We start from the raw sequence: 16,674 nt of genomic DNA, 5'->3' as shown, positions 1-16,674 counted from the left end.
TTGCGGAGGATGCGCGGATCGAACGCGCGCGGGGTTCACACCCCGACCACGGCTTAGCGGGCCGGTGCCTTACCTCTCGGCCAATCCTCCGGGTGGGCGGCCCGCGCGAGATGCGCGCTCGAAGCGGCCGCCCCGGGCAAGCCCCCCGTGCGGGCGGGTTCGACGGAGCGGTAACTACTCCGGAATCCGCCGCGGGCTGCCCTGTCGGGAGCTCGACGCACTGCTCCTGATGAACATCGTCGCGCTCCTCTCCCAGAAGGTGGCGCCGGCTCGATGCGGCGACGGGGACAGAACTACTGTGCCTGTACGCCGAGTTGGGCGCCACCGAATAAATGTCGTGGTCAACGGCGGCGCCACCTGCGCCGACGCCCCTTGCTGAAGAACCACCCCGCGGGCGGCTCGTCGGAGCGCCAGGGCTGCGGATCGGGTCCCCCCTCGCGCCAGCGGGCGGCGAGCATACGGGCGCGGGCCGACGGCTCGGTCGTCTCCGCGGAGCGTATGAAGTCCTCGTCCAGGACGAGGTCGTCCCAGACGTCTCCGGACTCCCCGTCACCTTTCGGTTCCTCAGCCGACATCCCCGTTTCCTCCTAGCGGCGTATCCCCTTTGCCCAGTGTGCCCGGACACACGTGAAGCCGATGTCAAGAAAAAGGGGGCTCCACGCGCGCGTGCACGGCGACAGCAGGCACGCGCGCGTGGAGCCCCTTTCTCACTCCTCGCCGGCCAGCGTCAGCGACCGCAGCCGCTGCCCGGCGTACCAGGTGGCGAGCACAGTGACCGCGACCAGCAGCACCGTCGCGGTCGGCAGCCCCACGTCCGAGGTGACGAGGTCCCCGCCGGTGACCTTGTGGCCCACCGCGAGCGCCCACTGCTGAACGCTGAGCGTGCGCGCGCCGGACACCAGCGACCCGAAGAGGGCCTCCCAGACGAGCGCGTAGACGAGCCCGAAGACGACCGCGTGCCGGGTCACGGTCCCCAGGAGCAGGAACAGGGCGGCGTACGCGATCGAGGCGACCAGCGCGGCCACGGTGTAGGCGACGGCGATCTGCTGGCCGTTGCCGTTCAGGATCATGCCGGCGATGAACGTCGGCACCGCAGAGAACGCCATGGTGACGGCGATCGCGACGATCAGCTTGGTGAAGATGATCGTGGGCCGTTTGAGGGGCTTGGCCAGCAGATACACCACCGAGCCGTCGTCGATCTCGGGGCCGATCGCGCCCGTACCGGCGATGACGCCGATGATCGGCACCATCGTGGCGAGCGCGAACCCGCCGAGCACGTCCGAGGCCACCTGGTCGTCGGCTCCGGAGAAGCCGCGGACAGCCGCGGAGATGACGATGAGCAGGACGGGCAGGGCGCCGAGGATGAGGGCCCGGCGGCGGCCGAGCAGGCCCCGATAGGTGAGCCGGGCGACTGTGGGGTCGTACATCTTGGCCTCCTACGCCGCGACGAGATACGAGAAGACGGACTCGAGGGACTCGTCGGACGGCGAGACCGTGAGCAGCCGGATGCCGTGCTCGCGCGCGACGCGCGGCAACAGCGTGGTGAACCGGCCGAAGTCGACCGCCTGGATGCGCAACGCGCCCTCGGCGAGGTCCACTTCGATGCCGGACGTCGACGGATCGGCGATGAGCGCGGAGGCGAGTGCCCGGTCGTCACTGGAGCGGACGAGGTAGCGGTGCGGGCGGTCGGTCATCAGACGGCGGATGCGCCGGAAGTCGCCGCTCGCCGCGTGCCGTCCGGCGACGATCACCTCGATGTGCGCGGCGAGTTGCTCGACCTCTTCGAGGATGTGGGACGAGAACAGCACCGTGCGGCCCTCGTCGCCCATGCGCCGCAGCAGGTCCATGAGCTGCATGCGCTGGCGCGGGTCCATGCCGTTGAAGGGCTCGTCGAGCAGTAGCAGCGACGGGTCGTGGACGAGCGCGGAGGCCATCTTCACGCGCTGCCGCATGCCCTTGGAGTACGTCGCGATCTTGCGGTCCTGCGCGTACTCCATCTCGACCGTGGCGAGCGCCTTCTGGGCGGCCTTGTTGCCGAGGCCGTGCAACTCGGCGTTGGCGACGACGAATTCGCGGCCGGTGAGGAAGTCGTACATCGCTTCGCGCTCGGGGACGATGCCGATGTGCCGGTAGATCTGTTCGTTGCGCCAGACCTGCTGGCCGTCGAGGGTGACGGTGCCCGTGGAGGGGGCGAGAAAGCCGCCCATCATGTTGATGAGGGTGGATTTTCCGGCGCCGTTCGGGCCGAGAAGGCCGGTGACTCCGGGGCCGATCGTCATCGTGATGTCGTTGACGGCCACCACGTTGCCGAACCAGCGCGAGACGTGGTCGATGTTGAGCGTGGTCACAGCCCGACCTTTCGGTAGCGGCGCATCAGGAGGCCGTAGCAGCCGGCGATGAGAGCCAGGACGACGATGAGGTAGACGACGCCCTGCCCGGACGAGGGGCCTTCCCCTCCGGGGAAGGCGGAGGTGGCGCCGAGGAAGGCCGTCTGCACTCCGTCGACGAGCGTGATCGGCGAGAAGAGGCCGAGCCACGGGACGGCGCCCGTGCTGGACTGCTCGTAGGCGATGGCCTGGACGGTGGACACGGCCCCGTAGGAGATGGTCAGGGCGGCGATGACGGCCGCGATGCCGAAGCCGCGGCGCGGGGTGACCGCCGAGATGACCAGGCCGATGCCGGCGAACAGCAGCGACAGCAGAGCCACGGAGACCAGCCCCTGTCCGAATCCCTTCGTCTGGTCGGCGAAGTCGAGCTTCGCCAAGAGTGCCCCTACGTAGAGCACGATCAGCGGCGCGGCCGTGAGGACGAACAGCGCCGAGGCCAGGGCCGCGTACTTGGCGCGTACGTAGTCGACGGTCTCGATGGGGCGCGAGAAGTACAGCGGGACAGTCTTGAAGCGCAGGTCGCGGGAGACGGACTGGGGTCCCTGGGAGGCGACGTACAGGCCGATGACGGCCTGCATGATGACCGCATAGCGCGTGTAGTCGACGGGCAGGTCCTTCGCCTTGGTGGCGACCGCGACGGCCACCATGATCAGCGCGGGGACGCACATCACCACGAACAGCAGCATCGGCAGCACCTTGGACTTCACCGAACGGCCCAGGCCGTAGGCGCCGCGCAGGGACTGCGAGTAGAGCGAGCGGCGGGCGTAGGCGCGGCCCAGGCGCGGGCCGTCGTAGTTGCGGTAGCCGATGTTGTGGATACGGGTCTGCTCGCCGCGCTGGGCGGCAGCCTGGATCTGGGGCTGCTCAACCGCCATGGCCGACCGCCTCCTTCCGCTGCTGGTCGCTTTCCTTGTCACCGGCGCTGTCCTTGAAGACCTCCGCGATGTGGTGCCTGCGCTGTTCCATCCGGACCAGGCCGAGGCCGAGGTCGGCGACGACGTCGCGGACGAGGTCGTACGTCTCCTCGCCCTCGGCGGTCAGCAGCAGGATGTGTCCGGCGCCGGGCAGGCCGCTGCCGTCGTGCGTCTCGATCCCGCGCGCGTGGAGCACGTCGCGCACCGCGCGGGTGCCGTCCGGGTGCTCGTCGGTGTCGGTGACCTCGATGGCGAGGGTCGTCGTGGTCTGGGTGAAGTCCGTGGTGGAGCTGGAGCGCAGCAGCTTGCCGCCGTCGATGACGACGACGTGGTCGCAGGTGCGCTCGAGCTCGCCCAGGAGATGGGAGGTGACCAGGACCGAGATGCCGAAGTCGGTGTGGATGCGGCGGATGAGGCCGAGCATCTCGTCGCGGCCGACCGGGTCGAGGCCGTTGGTCGGCTCGTCGAGGAAGACCAGCTGGGGGTCGTGGACGAGGGCCTGCGCGAGCTTCACGCGCTGCTTCATGCCCGTCGAGTAGCCGCCGATGGGGCGGTAGCGCTCCTCGTACAGGCCGACGTGGCGCAGTGTGTCCGCGGTGCGCTCGCGGGCCGCGGCCGGCGGGAGTCCGGACATGCGCGCCATGTGGACGACGAACTCGGTGGCCGAGACGTCGGGCGGCAGGCAGTCGTGCTCGGGCATGTACCCGACCCGCTCGCGGATGGCGCCGCCTTCGGTGGCGACGTCGAGGCCGAGCACCTGTGCACGGCCCTCGGTGGCGGGGGACAGACCCAGCAGAATCTTGATCAGTGTGGACTTGCCGGCTCCGTTGGCTCCGACGAGTCCGGTCACACCGGGCCCGACGTCCACGGAGAGCCGGTCAAGAGCGGTCACCCTGGGGAACCGCTTGCTCAGGCTTTCGGTCGCGATCACAGTCACGTTTCGAAGGTAGTGGCGCACGCCACAGCGGTCGTCAGACCAGGGAGCTGGATCCGCGTCAGACTCCAGTCGTACGGGCCCGTAGGGGTCCCCCTGAGGTCGAACAACCGGCTGCCCGCTATCCACATCGGATCGGTTGTCCACAGGCGTCCCGCAGGTCTATTGACGCAGCCTCTAACAACTGTCACATTCGCCAGTGTCAAGTTACGGGCACGTACCGCGGTCAGTGTGGACATGGGTGGGGCGGTGGCATGACGACGGCAGTGGCAGGCGAACTCTCCGCGGAACTGCGGGGGTTCAGAGAAGTTCAGCGGCTCGCGTACGAGTGCGCGGAGGCCGTGGCCGCGCAGCTGAAGCCCGGCGTGACCGAGCGCGAGGCGGCGCGCATGCAGCGCGCACGGCTGCGCGAGCGCGGGGTGCGGGACTGGTTCCACCTGCCCTTCGCCTGGTTCGGGGACCGCACGGCGTTCGTGGACTTCCGGATCCCGCTGCAGTTCTTCCCCACCAACCGCCGCCTGGAGCCGGGGATGCCGTTCATCCTCGACATGGCCCCGGTCCACAAGGGCTTCACGGCGGACATCGGGTACTCGGGCTCGCTCGGGCTGAACCCCGTGCAGGACAAGCTGCTCGCCGACCTGGAAGCGCACCGCGAGCTGATCCTGCGCGAGGTGCGCGAGCGCAGGCCGCTGCGGGAGATCTACGAGGACGTGGACTGGCTCATGGTCCGCCAGGGCTATGCGAACCGGCACCGCGCGTATCCGTTCGGCGTGATCGCGCACAAGGTGGACCGGGTGAAGGAACGCCCCTGGTCACCACGGTTGTTCGGGTTCGGCACCCAGTCCCTGAAGGGGCTGGCGAGCGACGCGATCCACGGTCACCGCGACGGCTGGTCACCACTGTGGTCGCCGTACAGGTTCTCCGACCATCCGCCCCGGCCGGGGCTGTGGGCGGTCGAACCGCACCTCGGATTCCGGGGCACGGGCGCGAAGTTCGAGGAGATCCTGGTCGTCACCGACTCCAAGGACCCTCGGGAGAGCGCGTTCTGGCTGGACGACGATCTGCCGCATGTGCGGCGCTGGGCGGAGGACAAGTGAGTCTCGAAGGGGCGCGCGAACGCTGGGTGCGGACGGGCGGAGTCGAGCTGTGTGTCGCCGAGTTGGGCGACGAGACACAGCCCACGGTGGTGCTCGTGCACGGCTATCCGGACTCCAAGGAGGTGTGGTCCGAGGTCGCCGGACAGCTCGCCGAGCGCTTCCATGTCGTGCTGTACGACGTACGGGGACACGGCCGGTCGTCGGCGCCGCAGCCGCTGCGCGGCGGGTTCACACTGGAGAAGCTGACCGACGACTTCCTGGCGGTCGTGGACGCGGTCAGCCCCGACAGGCCGGTGCACCTGGTGGGGCACGACTGGGGTTCGGTGCAGTCGTGGGAGTTCGTGACCGTCCCGCGCACCGAGGGCCGGATCGCGTCCTTCACGTCGATGTCCGGGCCGTCCCTCGACCACTTCGGGCACTGGATCAAGCAGCGCGTGAAGCGGCCCACCCCGCGCAGGGTCGGCCAGCTCCTCGGCCAGGGCGCCAAGTCCTGGTACGTGTATCTGCTGCATACGCCCGCCCTGCCCGAGCTGGCCTGGCGCGGTCCCCTCGGCAAGCAGTGGCCGAAGATCCTCCAGCGGGTCGAGAAGGTCCCCGCGGGCGACTACCCGACCGCGTCACTGCCGACCGACGCGGCGCATGGCGCCTGGCTGTACCGCGACAACGTACGGGCCCGGCTGAGCAGGCCGCGCGCGGACGCCTACGCGCACGCGCCCGTGCAGCTCGTCACGCCCCTCGGGGACGCGTTCCTCTCCGAGCGGCTCTACGACGAGCTGGAGACGTGGGCCCCGCGGCTGGTGCGCCGCACGCTCCCCGCCAAGCACTGGATTCCGCGCACGCGCCCCGATCAACTGGCCTCCTGGATCACGGAATTCGTCCACGCCAACGAAGACGGGGTATCCGTACGGGACACCGTGGCCACCGGAAAGTACGCGGACCGGTTCGCCGGACAGCTCGTGCTGGTCACCGGCGCGGGCAGCGGCATCGGGCGGGCCACCGCCTTCGCGTTCGCCGAGGCCGGCGCGCGCGTGGTGGCCGTCGACCGGGACGCGGAGGGCGCGGCCCGCACGGCGGAGATGTCCCGGCTGATCGGGTCCCCCGAGGCCTGGGCCGAGACGGTCGACGTCTGCGACGAGCAGGCCATGGAGAAGCTCGCCGAGAAGGTCGCCACCGAGTACGGCGTGGTGGACGTGCTGGTGAACAACGCCGGGATCGGGCTCTCCGGGTCCTTCTTCGACACGACCCCGGAGGACTGGAAGAAGGTCCTCGACGTCAATCTGTGGGGCGTGATCCACGGCTGCCGGCTCTTCGGGAAGCAGATGGCCGAGCGCGGCCAGGGCGGCCACATCGTCAACACGGCGTCGGCGGCGGCGTACCAGCCCTCGAAGGCGCTGCCCGCCTACAGCACCTCCAAGGCGGCGGTCCTGATGCTCAGCGAGTGCCTGCGCGCGGAGCTGGCCGGGCAGGGCATCGGCGTCTCGGCGATCTGCCCCGGCTTCGTCAACACGAACATCACCTCGACCGCGCACTTCGCCGGGGTCGACGCCCTCGAGGAGAAGCGGCGCCAGAAGAGGTCGGCGCGGCTGTACGGGCTGCGCAACTACCCGCCAGAGAAGGTCGCCGACGCGATCCTGCGCGCGGTGGTCCGCAACCAGGCGGTCGTCCCCGTCACCCCGGAGGCGCGCGGCGCCCACCTCATATCCCGCTTCACGCCGAGGGCGCTGCGCGCGATCGCACGGTTGGAGCCACCACTGTGAGCGGGATGCCGAGCGCCTCGATGGCCATGGGGCGCCTCCTAGCGCGTAAGGGACGCGCGCGGGGCCTTAACCGCTGTGGGCAGCCGTTCCGCAGGGCGATGGGGTCCCCGCTGTTCAAGCGCAGCCGAGCATTGGGGGAGGGCGGGCACAGCCGCGGCGCCGGGCGCCCTTGTGACGGAGGCACGACAGCGCAGTGAGGAGCAGAGCGTGAGCGACGGCTCGGTCGAAACCTCGTACCGGATCGAGGACCTGGCGCACCACAGCGGCGCCACGGTCCGGACGATCCGCGCCTATCAGGACCGCGGGCTGCTCCCCCGCCCCGAGCGGCGCGGCCGCGCCAATGTGTACGCGGACGCGCATCTGGCGAGGCTGCGGCAGATCGCCGATCTCCTCGACCGCGGTTACACACTGGCCTCCATCAAGGAGCTTCTGGAGGCCTGGGACGCGGGCCGGGGCCTCGGCGGGGTCCTCGGTCTGGTCGCGGAGGTGGACGGACCGTGGACCGACGAGGAGCCCGTACGGATCTCGCGGGCCGAACTCGACGAGCGGTTCGGCGGCAGCCCGGACGACGCCGCGGTGGCCGATGCCGTGGAGCTCGGTGTGCTGGAGCCGGTTCCCGGGGACGAGGACTCCTTCCTGGTCCCGAGCCCTCAAGAGCTGGCCGTGGCCGCCGAGTTGCACGCGGCGGGCGTTCCGCTGTCCGCGATCTCGGGCCATTTGCGGGAGTTGAGGGGTCGGGTCGAGCACATCGCTTCCCGTTTCCTGGAGTTCACGACCGAGCATGTCTTCGCGCGCTATCTGGGGGAGCACCCGCCGACCGACGCGGAGGCGGCCGAAGCGGCCTCACTCGTACGACGGCTGCGACCGCTCGCGCAGCAGACGGTGGATGCCGAACTGGCCCGCGCGATGCGGCTGTTCGCCAACCGGCATCTACGTCGGCACCTCGGCGGCGGGCACCCCGTGGAGGCCACGGACGAGACGCGTTTGGTGGAGATACCCGCCGACACAATGCGGGCTGTCGAAAGGCTGGTTGGTGCGGAGCAGGTGGCGGCCTTCGTCACCGCGGCGGCTGAACGCGAGGTAAATTCACGGACCTTGGATCAGCTAGCCTCAAACTATGTCAATCGCAACAAAGTTGACGAAACAACCTGAATCGGATGGATAGTTGTCCACAGAATCGTCAATTCCCTTGTGGATAACCGCACTTGGTTGTGGATCAAACCTCCGAATCAAAATCAAATGCGTGATCCGTCTCTCGCCCGGCACGCTGGAGAGATGAACGAACGGATGGATGAAAGACGCACCGTGAACGTGTCGAAGTACCTCTCGAAGCATCTGCGGCACCAGCCCGAGCGGATCGGGCTCACGCTCGGCGAGGGCGGCTGGGTCGAGATCGACGCGCTGATGGCCGCGGCGGCCGCGCACGGCTTCCGGTTCACACGCGAGGAGCTCGATCACGTGGTGGCCACGAACGACAAACGTCGCTTCGCGATCGAGGGGACCCGGATCCGTGCCAGCCAGGGCCACTCCGTCGAGATCGACCTCGGACTGCCCCCGGCGACCCCGCCCGCGTACCTCTACCACGGCACGGTGGCCCGCAACCTGGACGCGATCCGCGCCGAGGGCCTCAAGCCCATGAGCCGGCACGACGTGCACCTCTCTGCGGACCGGGAGACCGCCACCCGCGTCGGCGCCCGCCGCGGCCGTCCCATCGTGCTGTCCGTGGACGCCGCCGCCATGCACCGCGACGGCCATGTCTTCCGGGTCAGCGCGAACGGGGTCTGGCTGACCGCCGCCGTACCCCCTCAGTACCTGCGGTTTCCCTCGGGGCACTGACCAGAACAGGCGGAAAACCGACCAGGCGGGCAGCGGAAGGTGATCATGCGATGGCCGGGACCACTCGGTGGTTCCGCTTACGCTCGATGTATGAGTCTGCGTCTGAGCACCGTGATCCTGCCGTACGTCCGCTGGCACGAGGGCGGGCGTTCCACCTGGCAGCGTGCGGAGCAGCTCGGCTTCCACACCGCGTTCACGTACGACCATCTGTCGTGGCGGACCTTCCGCGACGGCCCGTGGTTCGGGGCCGTCCCCACGCTGACCGCCGCGGCCGCCGTCACCGACCGCCTCCGCCTCGGCACGCTCGTGACCTCGCCGAACTTCCGGCACCCGGTGCCCCTCGCCAAGGAACTGATCTCCCTCGACGACATCTCGAACGGCCGGATCACCCTCGGCGTCGGCGCGGGTGGCACCGGCTTCGACGCCACGGCGCTCGGCCAGGACCCCTGGACCCCGCGCGAGCGCGCCGACCGCTTCGGCGAGTTCGTACCGCTGCTCGACCGGCTCCTCACCGAGGACTCCGTCTCGTACGGCGGCGACTACTACTCGGCCCACGAGGCACGCAACATCCCCGGCTGCGTCCAGCGCCCCCGGCTGCCGTTCGCGGTGGCCGCCACCGGTCCGCGCGGACTGAAGCTCGCCGCCCGGTACGGGCAGGCGTGGGTGACGACCGGTGACCCGAAGCTGTACGAGACGGGCACCCCCGCCCAGTCGGTTCAGGCCATTCGCGGGCAGGTCGACAAGCTGGCCGACGCCTGCGCCGCCATCGGCCGGGACGTGGACGAGCTCGACAAGATCCTGCTCACCGGCTTCACCCCGGACCGCGGCCGACCGCTGGAGTCCCTCGACGCGTTCGTCGACTTCGCGGGCCGGCACGCGGAGCTGGGCTTCACCGACATCGTGATCCACTGGCCGATCCCCGACTCGGACTTCGCGGCCGACCAGAAGGTCTTCGAGCGGATCGCCATGGAGGCCCTGACACAGCTGCGCTGAGTGCGACGGGGCGTAACGGCGCTGGTGAGGACGGTCACCACTCAAGTGTGCGGACTGCCGCACGCCCGTGCGCGCATATGCGGGAGAATGGCCCGGTGACCTCAGCGACTCGACGGCCCGAGACCCCGGCCTCCACCGTTCCGCCCCGGCTGATCGCCACGGATCTCGACGGCACCCTGCTGCGGGACGACAAGTCCGTCTCCGAGCGCACGATCGCCGCCCTCGCCGCCGCCGAGCAGGCGGGTATCGAGGTCTTCTTCGTCACCGGCCGCCCGGCCCGCTGGATGGACGTCGTCAGCGACCACGTCCACGGGCACGGCCTGGCGATCTGCGGCAACGGCGCCGCCGTGGTCGACCTGCACGGCGGCCCCGGCGCCCACCGCTTCGTCAAGATCCGGGAGTTGGCGCCCGACATCGCGCTCCGCGTCGTCCAACTGCTGCGCGCCGCCGCGCCGGGCACCGTGTGCGCCGTCGAGCGGACGTACGGCCTGCATCTCGAACCGGGCTACCCGTCGCTGCACATGGAGCCCCCGGAGACCGTCGCGCCCGCCGAGAAACTCCTCACCGAGGACGCCCTCGACGCCGATCAGCCTGTGCTCAAAGTGCTCGCGTACCACCCCGAGATGGACCCGGACGACTTTCTCACCGTCGCCCGCCACGCCATCCGCGACCGGGCCAATGTCACCCGCTCCAGCCCCAGCGCTCTCCTTGAGATCAGCGGTCCTGGCGTCTCCAAGGCCAGCACCCTCGCGCTGTGCTGCGCCGAGCGCGGTATCTCCCACGAGGAGGTCGTCGCCTTCGGAGACATGCCGAACGACGTCGAAATGCTCACCTGGGCCGGCCAGTCGTACGCCATGGGCAACGCCCACCCCGACGTGATCGCCGCGGCCTCCGGACGCACGGTCGCCAACAACGAGGACGGGGTGGCGGTCGTGATCGAGCGGATGGTCGCGGAGCGGTTGTCGCAATGACCCGCTCTTTCAGAGCGGGACCCCGTGCTCGGCCAGCCACGGCACGGGATCGACGGCCGACCCCAACTCCGGTGTGACCCGCACCTCGAAGTGCAGATGCGGACCGGTCGAGTTGCCGCTCGTGCCGGACTGCCCGATCCACTGCCCGGTGGACACGCGCTCGCCCTGGTCGACGGTGACGGCGGCGAGGTGCGCGTACTGCGTGCAGTAGCCGCCGGGGTGCTCGATCACGATCTCGATGCCGAAGGCGCCGCCGCAGGACACCGTCACCACCCGGCCTGCCCCGACGGCCCGCACCGGCGTGCCGATGGGAACCGCGAAGTCCTGCCCGGTGTGCCGGCTCGCCCAATGCTCGCCGCCGCTGCCGAAGCCCGCGGAGAGTCGGTAGGTCTCCACCGGCGCGACCCACGCGCGCGTGACGTGTGTCCTCGGCTGGTCCAGGCGTACGGCGGCACGGCAGGAGCCCGCCGCCACGGAGGCGTCCGCCTGGCTCTGGAGCGTTGCCCGCGCCTCGTCGAGCTTCGCCTGGACGGTCCGCTTCATCTCGGCGAGTTCACCGCTCCGCTTCTCCAGCGCCTGCCACTCGGACCGGGCCTTCGCCTCGTCGGCGGCGAGCCGCTCCTCGGCGTGACGGCTCTCGGAGACGGCGTTGTCGACGGCGTGATCCGCCCGCCAGATGGCGCGCTGACCGCGCATCAAATCGTCGGGGCTGTCCGCGAGCAGCATCTGCGCGGTGTACGGGAGCCCGCCGCCCTGTCGGTACTGGGCGCGCGCGATCCGTCCCAGGTCCTCGTGCAGCACCGCGATGTCCTGCCGCTCACGCGCGAGGAGTTGCTCGGCCCGCTCCGCCCTGGTCCGCTGCGCCTCGGCCTCCCGCCGCCCCGCCTCGTACTGCTGAGTCGCCACCGAGGCGTCCTCGTACAGCCGCGCCACCTGGGCGCTGATACCGGGATCCTCGCCGTCGTCCTCGCCCGCCGTGGGACGGGCCGCGAGGACCGCGAGCGCGCACAGCAGCGCCGGCACGAGCAGGGGATGACGGCGAGATGAGCGCATGACAGCGATCGTGGCCCGCGCCGTCGGCAAGGGGCCTGTCCCAGTCGCACGCCTGGGGGACCTGCCGCCACGGATGGCTCACTGTATTGGGCCGAACAGGGGCCCGGATTCAACGTGTTGGCCACCCCACTCGTGGCGGCTCAGACGGCGCCTGCCACACCTGCCGTCGTGGCGGCTCAGTGCGGCGCCTGCCACACCACCGTCGTACCGTCCCCGTCTTCGACGATCCCCGGCCCGTACCAGCTGTCCCCGCCCAGGGACTCGGCGCGCTGTTTGAGGTTCCTCAGACCGCTGCGCCGGCCGCCGTCGGGGATACCGAGGCCGTCGTCGGTGACGGTGAGGCGTACGACCTGCTGCCCGTCGGGCAGTTGCGCGGTCGCGTCGACGCAAGGCGGCGATGAGGTTCTTGCCGACGCGTTCACCGACCACGGTGTCAACGGGACCGATGAAGCGGTGGCCCGGCTTGAAACCGAGGGGTACGGCGGCCATGTTGATCTCGCGCAGCACCCGGCTACGCAGCCCGGACGGTATTTCAGCGGGGCCCTGGTGGAGCCCTGGTGGAGCGCGAAGATGGCGGTGCGGATCTCCCGGATGGTGACGTCGAGTTCGTCGACCGCCTTGCCGATGCCCTCCCGCACCTCGGGCACGACCGAGCGCCGCTGTGCGCTCTCCAGCATCATCCCGGTGGCGAACAGCCGCTGGATGTGACGTCGTGCAGATCACGGGCGATCCGGTCGCGGTCCTCGTATACCGCGAGCCGCTCCCGGTCCCGCTGCGCCTCGGCCATCATCAGCGCAAACACGGCCTGGGAGGGGAACTGCGCGGCGAGGGTGCGCTCCGTCTCCGCGAAGGGGTGGCCTCCGCGGGCGCGGGGCATGACGAGGGCGCCCAGGAGGCGCTCTGCAGGGGCAGCATCATGGTCGGCCCGTAGGCGGGCGCGAGATCGGTGAGCGCGCGCGGATTGGGGGCCGCGTCCTCGACGAACACGGCCGGACGGAGACAGCGAGACGGCAGCACAACAAGACGGTGAGGCAGCGGCAGGCACGGCGCCGAGACAGCGAGCCGGAGAGGCGGCGCCCAGCACGGGCGGCCAAGCCAGCGAGTCCGCGAGACGGCGAGACTGCGGATCGGCAGGGCGGAGAGGCAGCGGATCGGCAACGCGGCGGGACTGCGGCCAGCGAATCGCCAAGGCGGCAAGCCGCCGACCACTCCTAGCGCCCCGCCGCCCCGACCAGTAGATCCCCCGCCGCCTCCCTCTCCACCATCTCCCGCAGCGGACCCTCGACAGCCGCCAGCTCCGCGTACGCACCACGCTGGACCACACGCCCCTCCGCGAGCACGATCACCTCGTCCACGGCGTCGAGCCCGGCCAGCCGGTGCGTGATCAGCAGCGTCGTACGGCCCTCGGTGGCGGCCAGCAGATCCGCGGTGAGCGCGTCGGCCGTCGGCAGGTCGAGATGTTCCGCGGGCTCGTCCAGGACGAGAACGGGGAAGTCGGCGAGGAGCGCCCGGGCCAGCGCGAGCCGCTGGCGCTGGCCGCCGGACAGCCGGGCCCCGTGCTCGCCGATCAGCGTGTCGAGCCCGTCGGGCAGCCCGTCCGCCCAGTCGAGAAGCCGGGCCCGCCCGAGCGCGGCGCGCAGTTCGGCCTCGGTCGCGTCCTTCCGGGCCAGCAGCAGGTTCTCGCGGACCGTGCTGTCGAAGAGGTGCGCGTCCTGCGCACACAGCCCGACGAGGCGGCGTACGGCGTCCCCGTCCATCGCGTACGCGTCCACACCGCCCAGCATGTACGTCCCCGCCCCCGCGTCCAGGAATCGCAGCAGCACCTGCGCGAGCGTGGTCTTACCGGCCCCGGAGGTGCCGACGACGGCGATCCTGTGGCCCTGTTCGAGGGTCAGATCGAGCCCGGCGAGCGCGTCCCGGTCCTGTCCGGCGTGGCGGGCCCGGAGCCCTTGCACACGCAGCGGGAACGGCGACGCGGGCGCCGCCTGCGGCCGCTCCGGTTCGCGTACGGGATCGGGGGCGTCCAGCACCTCGTACACACGCTCCGCGCTCCGGCGCACCCGCTGCCGGTACTGCACGGCGAGCGGCAGCCCTAGGACGGCCTCGAACGCGGCCAGCGGGGTGAGGACGACAACGGCCATCGCCACGCCGCCCAGCCGCCCCGCGGCGACCGCCTGGGCGCCCACGAGGGCGGTGGCCGCGACGGTCAGCCCGGACGCGAGCGCCGTGAGCCCGTCGCCGAGCGCGGTCGCGGTGGCGGCCCGGGAGGCGATACGGGTGAGCACCGTGTCGGCCCGCCGTGCCTCGGCGGTACGGGCGGGCAGCGCGCCCGCGACAGTCAACTCGGCCGTTCCCGTCAGCAGATCGGTCACCCGTGTCGCCAGGACACCGCGCGCGGGAGCCAGCCGCCGCTCGGCGCGGCGCGCCACTGCGCCGGTGACGAGCGGGACGCCGACGCCGGCCGCCAGCAGCCCGACGGCGAGGGCGGCACCGGCCTCGGGCAGCAGCCAGGCGGTGAAGCCGACGGATGCGGCGGACACCACGACCGCGGCTCCTGCGGGCAGCAGCCACCGCAGCCAGTAGTCCTGCATCGCGTCCACGTCGGCGACGAGCCGCGACAGCAGATCACCGCGCCGGGTCGTCCGCAGCCCCGCGGGCGCGAGACGCTCCAGGCGCCGGTACACGGCGACCCGGGTGTCGGCCAGCATCCGCAGCACCGCGTCGTGCGACACGAGCCGCTCCGCGTACCGGAACACGGCCCGGCCGATCCCGAACGCCCGCGTGGCCGTCACAGCCACCATCAGATACAGCACCGGCGGCTGCTGGGACGCCCGCGAGATGAGCCACCCGGAAGTGGCCATCAGTCCGACGGCACTGCCGAGCGCGAGGCTGCCGAGGAGCAGAGCCAACGTGAGCGGCCCACGCCGTGGAGCGCCCATGGCCCGGACCCGGGCAAGCACGCCACCCCGCTGCCGCGGAGCCGGATGAGGCTCTTCGCCGCCGCCTGCGGGCACGCCCTCCGGATCGACCTGCCGGAGCGACTGCGCGCGGCTGGACTCCGCGGGGCCGGACACCTCGACGGGCGCCCCGGGTTCCAGCCGCACCACTCGGTCGGCCACCCCCAGCAACGCCGGCCGGTGCACCACCAGCAGCACCGTCCGCCCCACGGCGAGCCGCCGCACCGCCTCCACGACCTCCGCTTCCGTCGCCCCGTCCAGCGAAGCCGTCGGCTCGTCGAGGAGCAGCACGGGCCGGTCCGCGAGGAACGCCCGGGCGAGGGCGAGGCGTTGGCGCTGGCCCGCCGACAGCCCGGCCCCGTCCTCGCCGAGGACCGTGTCGATCCCGCCGGGCAGCGCGTCGACGAAACCGGCCGCACCCGCGTCGGTCAGCGCCCGTCGCAGCGCCGCGTCGTCGGCGTCGGGCCGCGCCAGCCGTACGTTCTCGGCGATCGACCCGGCGTACAGATGGGGCCGCTGCGGCACCCAGGCCACCTGCGAGCGCCACTCCACCAGGTCGGCCTCGGAGAGATCGACTCCCCCGATCCTCACTCGCCCCGCGGCGGGCTCCACGAACCCCAGCAGGACGTTCAGCAGCGTCGACTTGCCCACGCCGCTCGGTCCCACGAGAGCCACCGTCTCGCCGGGCTCGACCGTGAAGGAGACGTCCGAGACCGCGTCGCCGGAGCGCCCCGGGTACCGCACGGTCACGCCCTCGAAGCCGATCTCCCCGGCCGTCGCGCGCAGCGAGCCGGAGGCCGGCACCGGGGTTTCCAGCACCGCGAAGATCTCCTCGGCCGCCGCGAGCCCCTCGGCGGCGGCGTGGTACTGCGCTCCCACCTGCCGCAGCGGCAGATACGCCTCGGGCGCGAGGACGAGGATGACGAGCCCCACGTACAGATCCATCTCGCCGTGAACGAGCCGCATCCCGATGGTCACCGCGACCAGCGCGACCGAGATGGTGGCGAGCAGCTCCAGCGCGAAAGACGACAGGAAGGCGATCCGCAGCGTCCGCATGGTCGCCTGCCGGTACTCGCCGGTGATCTTTCGGATCGACTCGGCCTGCGCCTTGGCCCGGCCGAACACCTTGAGCGTGGGCAATCCCGCCACGACATCCAGGAAGTGACCCGAAAGACGAGACAGCAGCCGCCACTGACGGTCCATCTGTGTCCGCGTGGCCCAGCCGATCAGAATCATGAAGAGCGGGATCAGCGGCAGTGTGACGACGATGATCGCCGCCGACACCCAGTCCTCGGTGACGATCCGCGCGAGCACGGCCACCGGAACCACCACCGCGAGCCCCAACTGCGGCAGATAGCGCGAGAAGTAGTCGTCGAGCGCATCAACTCCCCGCGTAGCGAGGGCAACCAGCGAGCCCGTCCGCTGCCCGCTCAGCCAACCAGGTCCGAGCAGCGCGGCCCTCTCCAGCAGCCGCCCCCGCAACTCCGACTTGACCGCCGCACTCGCCCGGTGCGCGGCGAGCTCGGTGAGCCAGGAGACGACCGCCCGCCCAATCGCGACCACCGCCAACAGCATCAGCGGCGTGCGAAGCTCACCGGCGGAGAGACCGTGCTGGAAGGCGCCGACCACCACTTCGGCAATGAGCATCGCCTGGGCAATGACCAGCGCCGCCCCGGCGGCCCCCAGCCCAACGACCGCCGCGAGAAAGAGGCGAGTGGCGCGGGCGTACCGGAGCAGACGCGGATCGATTGGTTTCACGTGAAACACACCCTTGG

13 protein-coding genes, 1 tRNA gene and 1 pseudogene are annotated in these 16,674 nt (G+C 71.0%); 6 read left to right on the top strand and 9 right to left on the bottom strand.

The annotated features are described in order from the left end of the window. Positions 1 to 3: 3 nt before the first annotated feature. From ACFY0T_RS25360 to ACFY0T_RS25335, 6 genes are all read right to left on the bottom strand, one after another. A tRNA-Ser gene (locus ACFY0T_RS25360) sits at positions 4 to 90 on the bottom strand. Positions 91 to 341: 251 nt separating this feature from the next. Beyond that, complete coding sequence (locus tag ACFY0T_RS25355) at positions 342 to 575, bottom strand: hypothetical protein (RefSeq protein ID WP_388874721.1); 234 nt, start codon at positions 573 to 575, stop codon at positions 342 to 344. A 132-nt stretch (positions 576 to 707) separates the two neighbouring features. Further along, positions 708 to 1,427 (bottom strand): ABC transporter permease, encoded by a 720-nt coding sequence (locus tag ACFY0T_RS25350; RefSeq protein ID WP_388874718.1) that lies wholly within the window; start codon positions 1,425 to 1,427, stop codon positions 708 to 710. Positions 1,428 to 1,436: 9 nt separating this feature from the next. Next, on the bottom strand, positions 1,437 to 2,348 hold the full coding sequence (locus ACFY0T_RS25345; RefSeq protein WP_388874715.1) for an ABC transporter ATP-binding protein: 912 nt from the start codon (positions 2,346 to 2,348) through the stop codon (positions 1,437 to 1,439). Beyond that, positions 2,345 to 3,262, bottom strand: a complete 918-nt coding sequence (locus ACFY0T_RS25340; RefSeq protein WP_388874712.1) for an ABC transporter permease subunit — start codon at positions 3,260 to 3,262, stop codon at positions 2,345 to 2,347. The genes ACFY0T_RS25345 and ACFY0T_RS25340 overlap by 4 nt, the downstream gene beginning before the upstream one ends. Beyond that, on the bottom strand, positions 3,252 to 4,232 hold the full coding sequence (locus ACFY0T_RS25335) for an ABC transporter ATP-binding protein (protein ID WP_388875148.1): 981 nt from the start codon (positions 4,230 to 4,232) through the stop codon (positions 3,252 to 3,254). The genes ACFY0T_RS25340 and ACFY0T_RS25335 overlap by 11 nt, the downstream gene beginning before the upstream one ends. 257 nt (positions 4,233 to 4,489) lie before the next feature. Here ACFY0T_RS25335 and ACFY0T_RS25330 point away from each other — a divergent pair, with 257 nt between their 5' ends. The 6 genes from ACFY0T_RS25330 to ACFY0T_RS25305 all read left to right on the top strand — a co-directional run bounded on the left by ACFY0T_RS25330 (position 4,490) and on the right by ACFY0T_RS25305 (position 10,889). Beyond that, positions 4,490 to 5,332 carry a M24 family metallopeptidase gene (locus tag ACFY0T_RS25330; protein WP_388874709.1) on the top strand — a complete coding sequence of 281 codons (843 nt, stop codon included), beginning with the start codon at positions 4,490 to 4,492 and terminating at the stop codon, positions 5,330 to 5,332. Further along, positions 5,329 to 7,089 (top strand): SDR family oxidoreductase, encoded by a 1,761-nt coding sequence (locus tag ACFY0T_RS25325; protein ID WP_388874706.1) that lies wholly within the window; start codon positions 5,329 to 5,331, stop codon positions 7,087 to 7,089. The genes ACFY0T_RS25330 and ACFY0T_RS25325 overlap by 4 nt, the downstream gene beginning before the upstream one ends. A gap of 207 nt (positions 7,090 to 7,296) precedes the next feature. After that, on the top strand, positions 7,297 to 8,241 hold the full coding sequence (locus tag ACFY0T_RS25320) for a MerR family transcriptional regulator (RefSeq protein WP_388874703.1): 945 nt from the start codon (positions 7,297 to 7,299) through the stop codon (positions 8,239 to 8,241). A 135-nt stretch (positions 8,242 to 8,376) separates the two neighbouring features. After that, complete coding sequence (locus tag ACFY0T_RS25315) at positions 8,377 to 8,925, top strand: RNA 2'-phosphotransferase (protein ID WP_388874700.1); 549 nt, start codon at positions 8,377 to 8,379, stop codon at positions 8,923 to 8,925. Positions 8,926 to 9,015: 90 nt separating this feature from the next. Beyond that, positions 9,016 to 9,918: an LLM class flavin-dependent oxidoreductase gene (locus ACFY0T_RS25310; RefSeq protein ID WP_388874696.1), complete on the top strand. Its 903-nt coding sequence runs from the start codon at positions 9,016 to 9,018 to the stop codon at positions 9,916 to 9,918. 77 nt (positions 9,919 to 9,995) lie between these two features. Then, complete coding sequence (locus ACFY0T_RS25305; protein WP_388874693.1) at positions 9,996 to 10,889, top strand: Cof-type HAD-IIB family hydrolase; 894 nt, start codon at positions 9,996 to 9,998, stop codon at positions 10,887 to 10,889. 9 nt (positions 10,890 to 10,898) lie between these two features. Here the strand turns inward: ACFY0T_RS25305 and ACFY0T_RS25300 are convergent, their stop codons facing one another. The 3 genes and pseudogenes from ACFY0T_RS25300 to cydD all read right to left on the bottom strand — a co-directional run bounded on the left by ACFY0T_RS25300 (position 10,899) and on the right by cydD (position 16,657). Continuing rightward, positions 10,899 to 11,942: a peptidoglycan DD-metalloendopeptidase family protein gene (locus tag ACFY0T_RS25300; RefSeq protein WP_388874690.1), complete on the bottom strand. Its 1,044-nt coding sequence runs from the start codon at positions 11,940 to 11,942 to the stop codon at positions 10,899 to 10,901. Between the two features lie 176 nt (positions 11,943 to 12,118). Continuing rightward, positions 12,119 to 12,977 (bottom strand): annotated as a pseudogene (locus ACFY0T_RS25295) (sensor histidine kinase); the annotation flags it as partial. A gap of 176 nt (positions 12,978 to 13,153) precedes the next feature. Then, positions 13,154 to 16,657 carry a thiol reductant ABC exporter subunit CydD gene (gene cydD, locus ACFY0T_RS25290; RefSeq protein ID WP_388874687.1) on the bottom strand — a complete coding sequence of 1,168 codons (3,504 nt, stop codon included), beginning with the start codon at positions 16,655 to 16,657 and terminating at the stop codon, positions 13,154 to 13,156. Positions 16,658 to 16,674 lie beyond the last annotated feature (17 nt).

This window comes from Streptomyces sp. NPDC001530, from assembly GCF_042894545.1.
In the GTDB taxonomy this organism is placed as follows: Bacteria; Actinomycetota; Actinomycetes; order Streptomycetales; family Streptomycetaceae; genus Streptomyces.
Note: the sequence above shows the minus strand (reverse complement) of the source record. Positions and strands in the feature narration are given on the sequence as shown.

Excerpts from the sequence above, each read along its gene's own strand:
- ACFY0T_RS25355 (WP_388874721.1), bottom strand. The coding sequence starts at position 575 with ATGTCGGCTGAGGAACCGAAAGGTGACGGGGAGTCCGGAGACGTCTGG.
- ACFY0T_RS25315 (WP_388874700.1), top strand. The coding sequence starts at position 8,377 with ATGGATGAAAGACGCACCGTGAACGTGTCGAAGTACCTCTCGAAGCAT.
- ACFY0T_RS25310 (WP_388874696.1), top strand. The coding sequence starts at position 9,016 with ATGAGTCTGCGTCTGAGCACCGTGATCCTGCCGTACGTCCGCTGGCAC.
- ACFY0T_RS25300 (WP_388874690.1), bottom strand. The coding sequence starts at position 11,942 with ATGCGCTCATCTCGCCGTCATCCCCTGCTCGTGCCGGCGCTGCTGTGC.
- ACFY0T_RS25340 (WP_388874712.1), bottom strand. The coding sequence starts at position 3,262 with ATGGCGGTTGAGCAGCCCCAGATCCAGGCTGCCGCCCAGCGCGGCGAG.
- ACFY0T_RS25330 (WP_388874709.1), top strand. The coding sequence starts at position 4,490 with ATGACGACGGCAGTGGCAGGCGAACTCTCCGCGGAACTGCGGGGGTTC.
- ACFY0T_RS25305 (WP_388874693.1), top strand. The coding sequence starts at position 9,996 with ATGCGGGAGAATGGCCCGGTGACCTCAGCGACTCGACGGCCCGAGACC.
- ACFY0T_RS25350 (WP_388874718.1), bottom strand. The coding sequence starts at position 1,427 with ATGTACGACCCCACAGTCGCCCGGCTCACCTATCGGGGCCTGCTCGGC.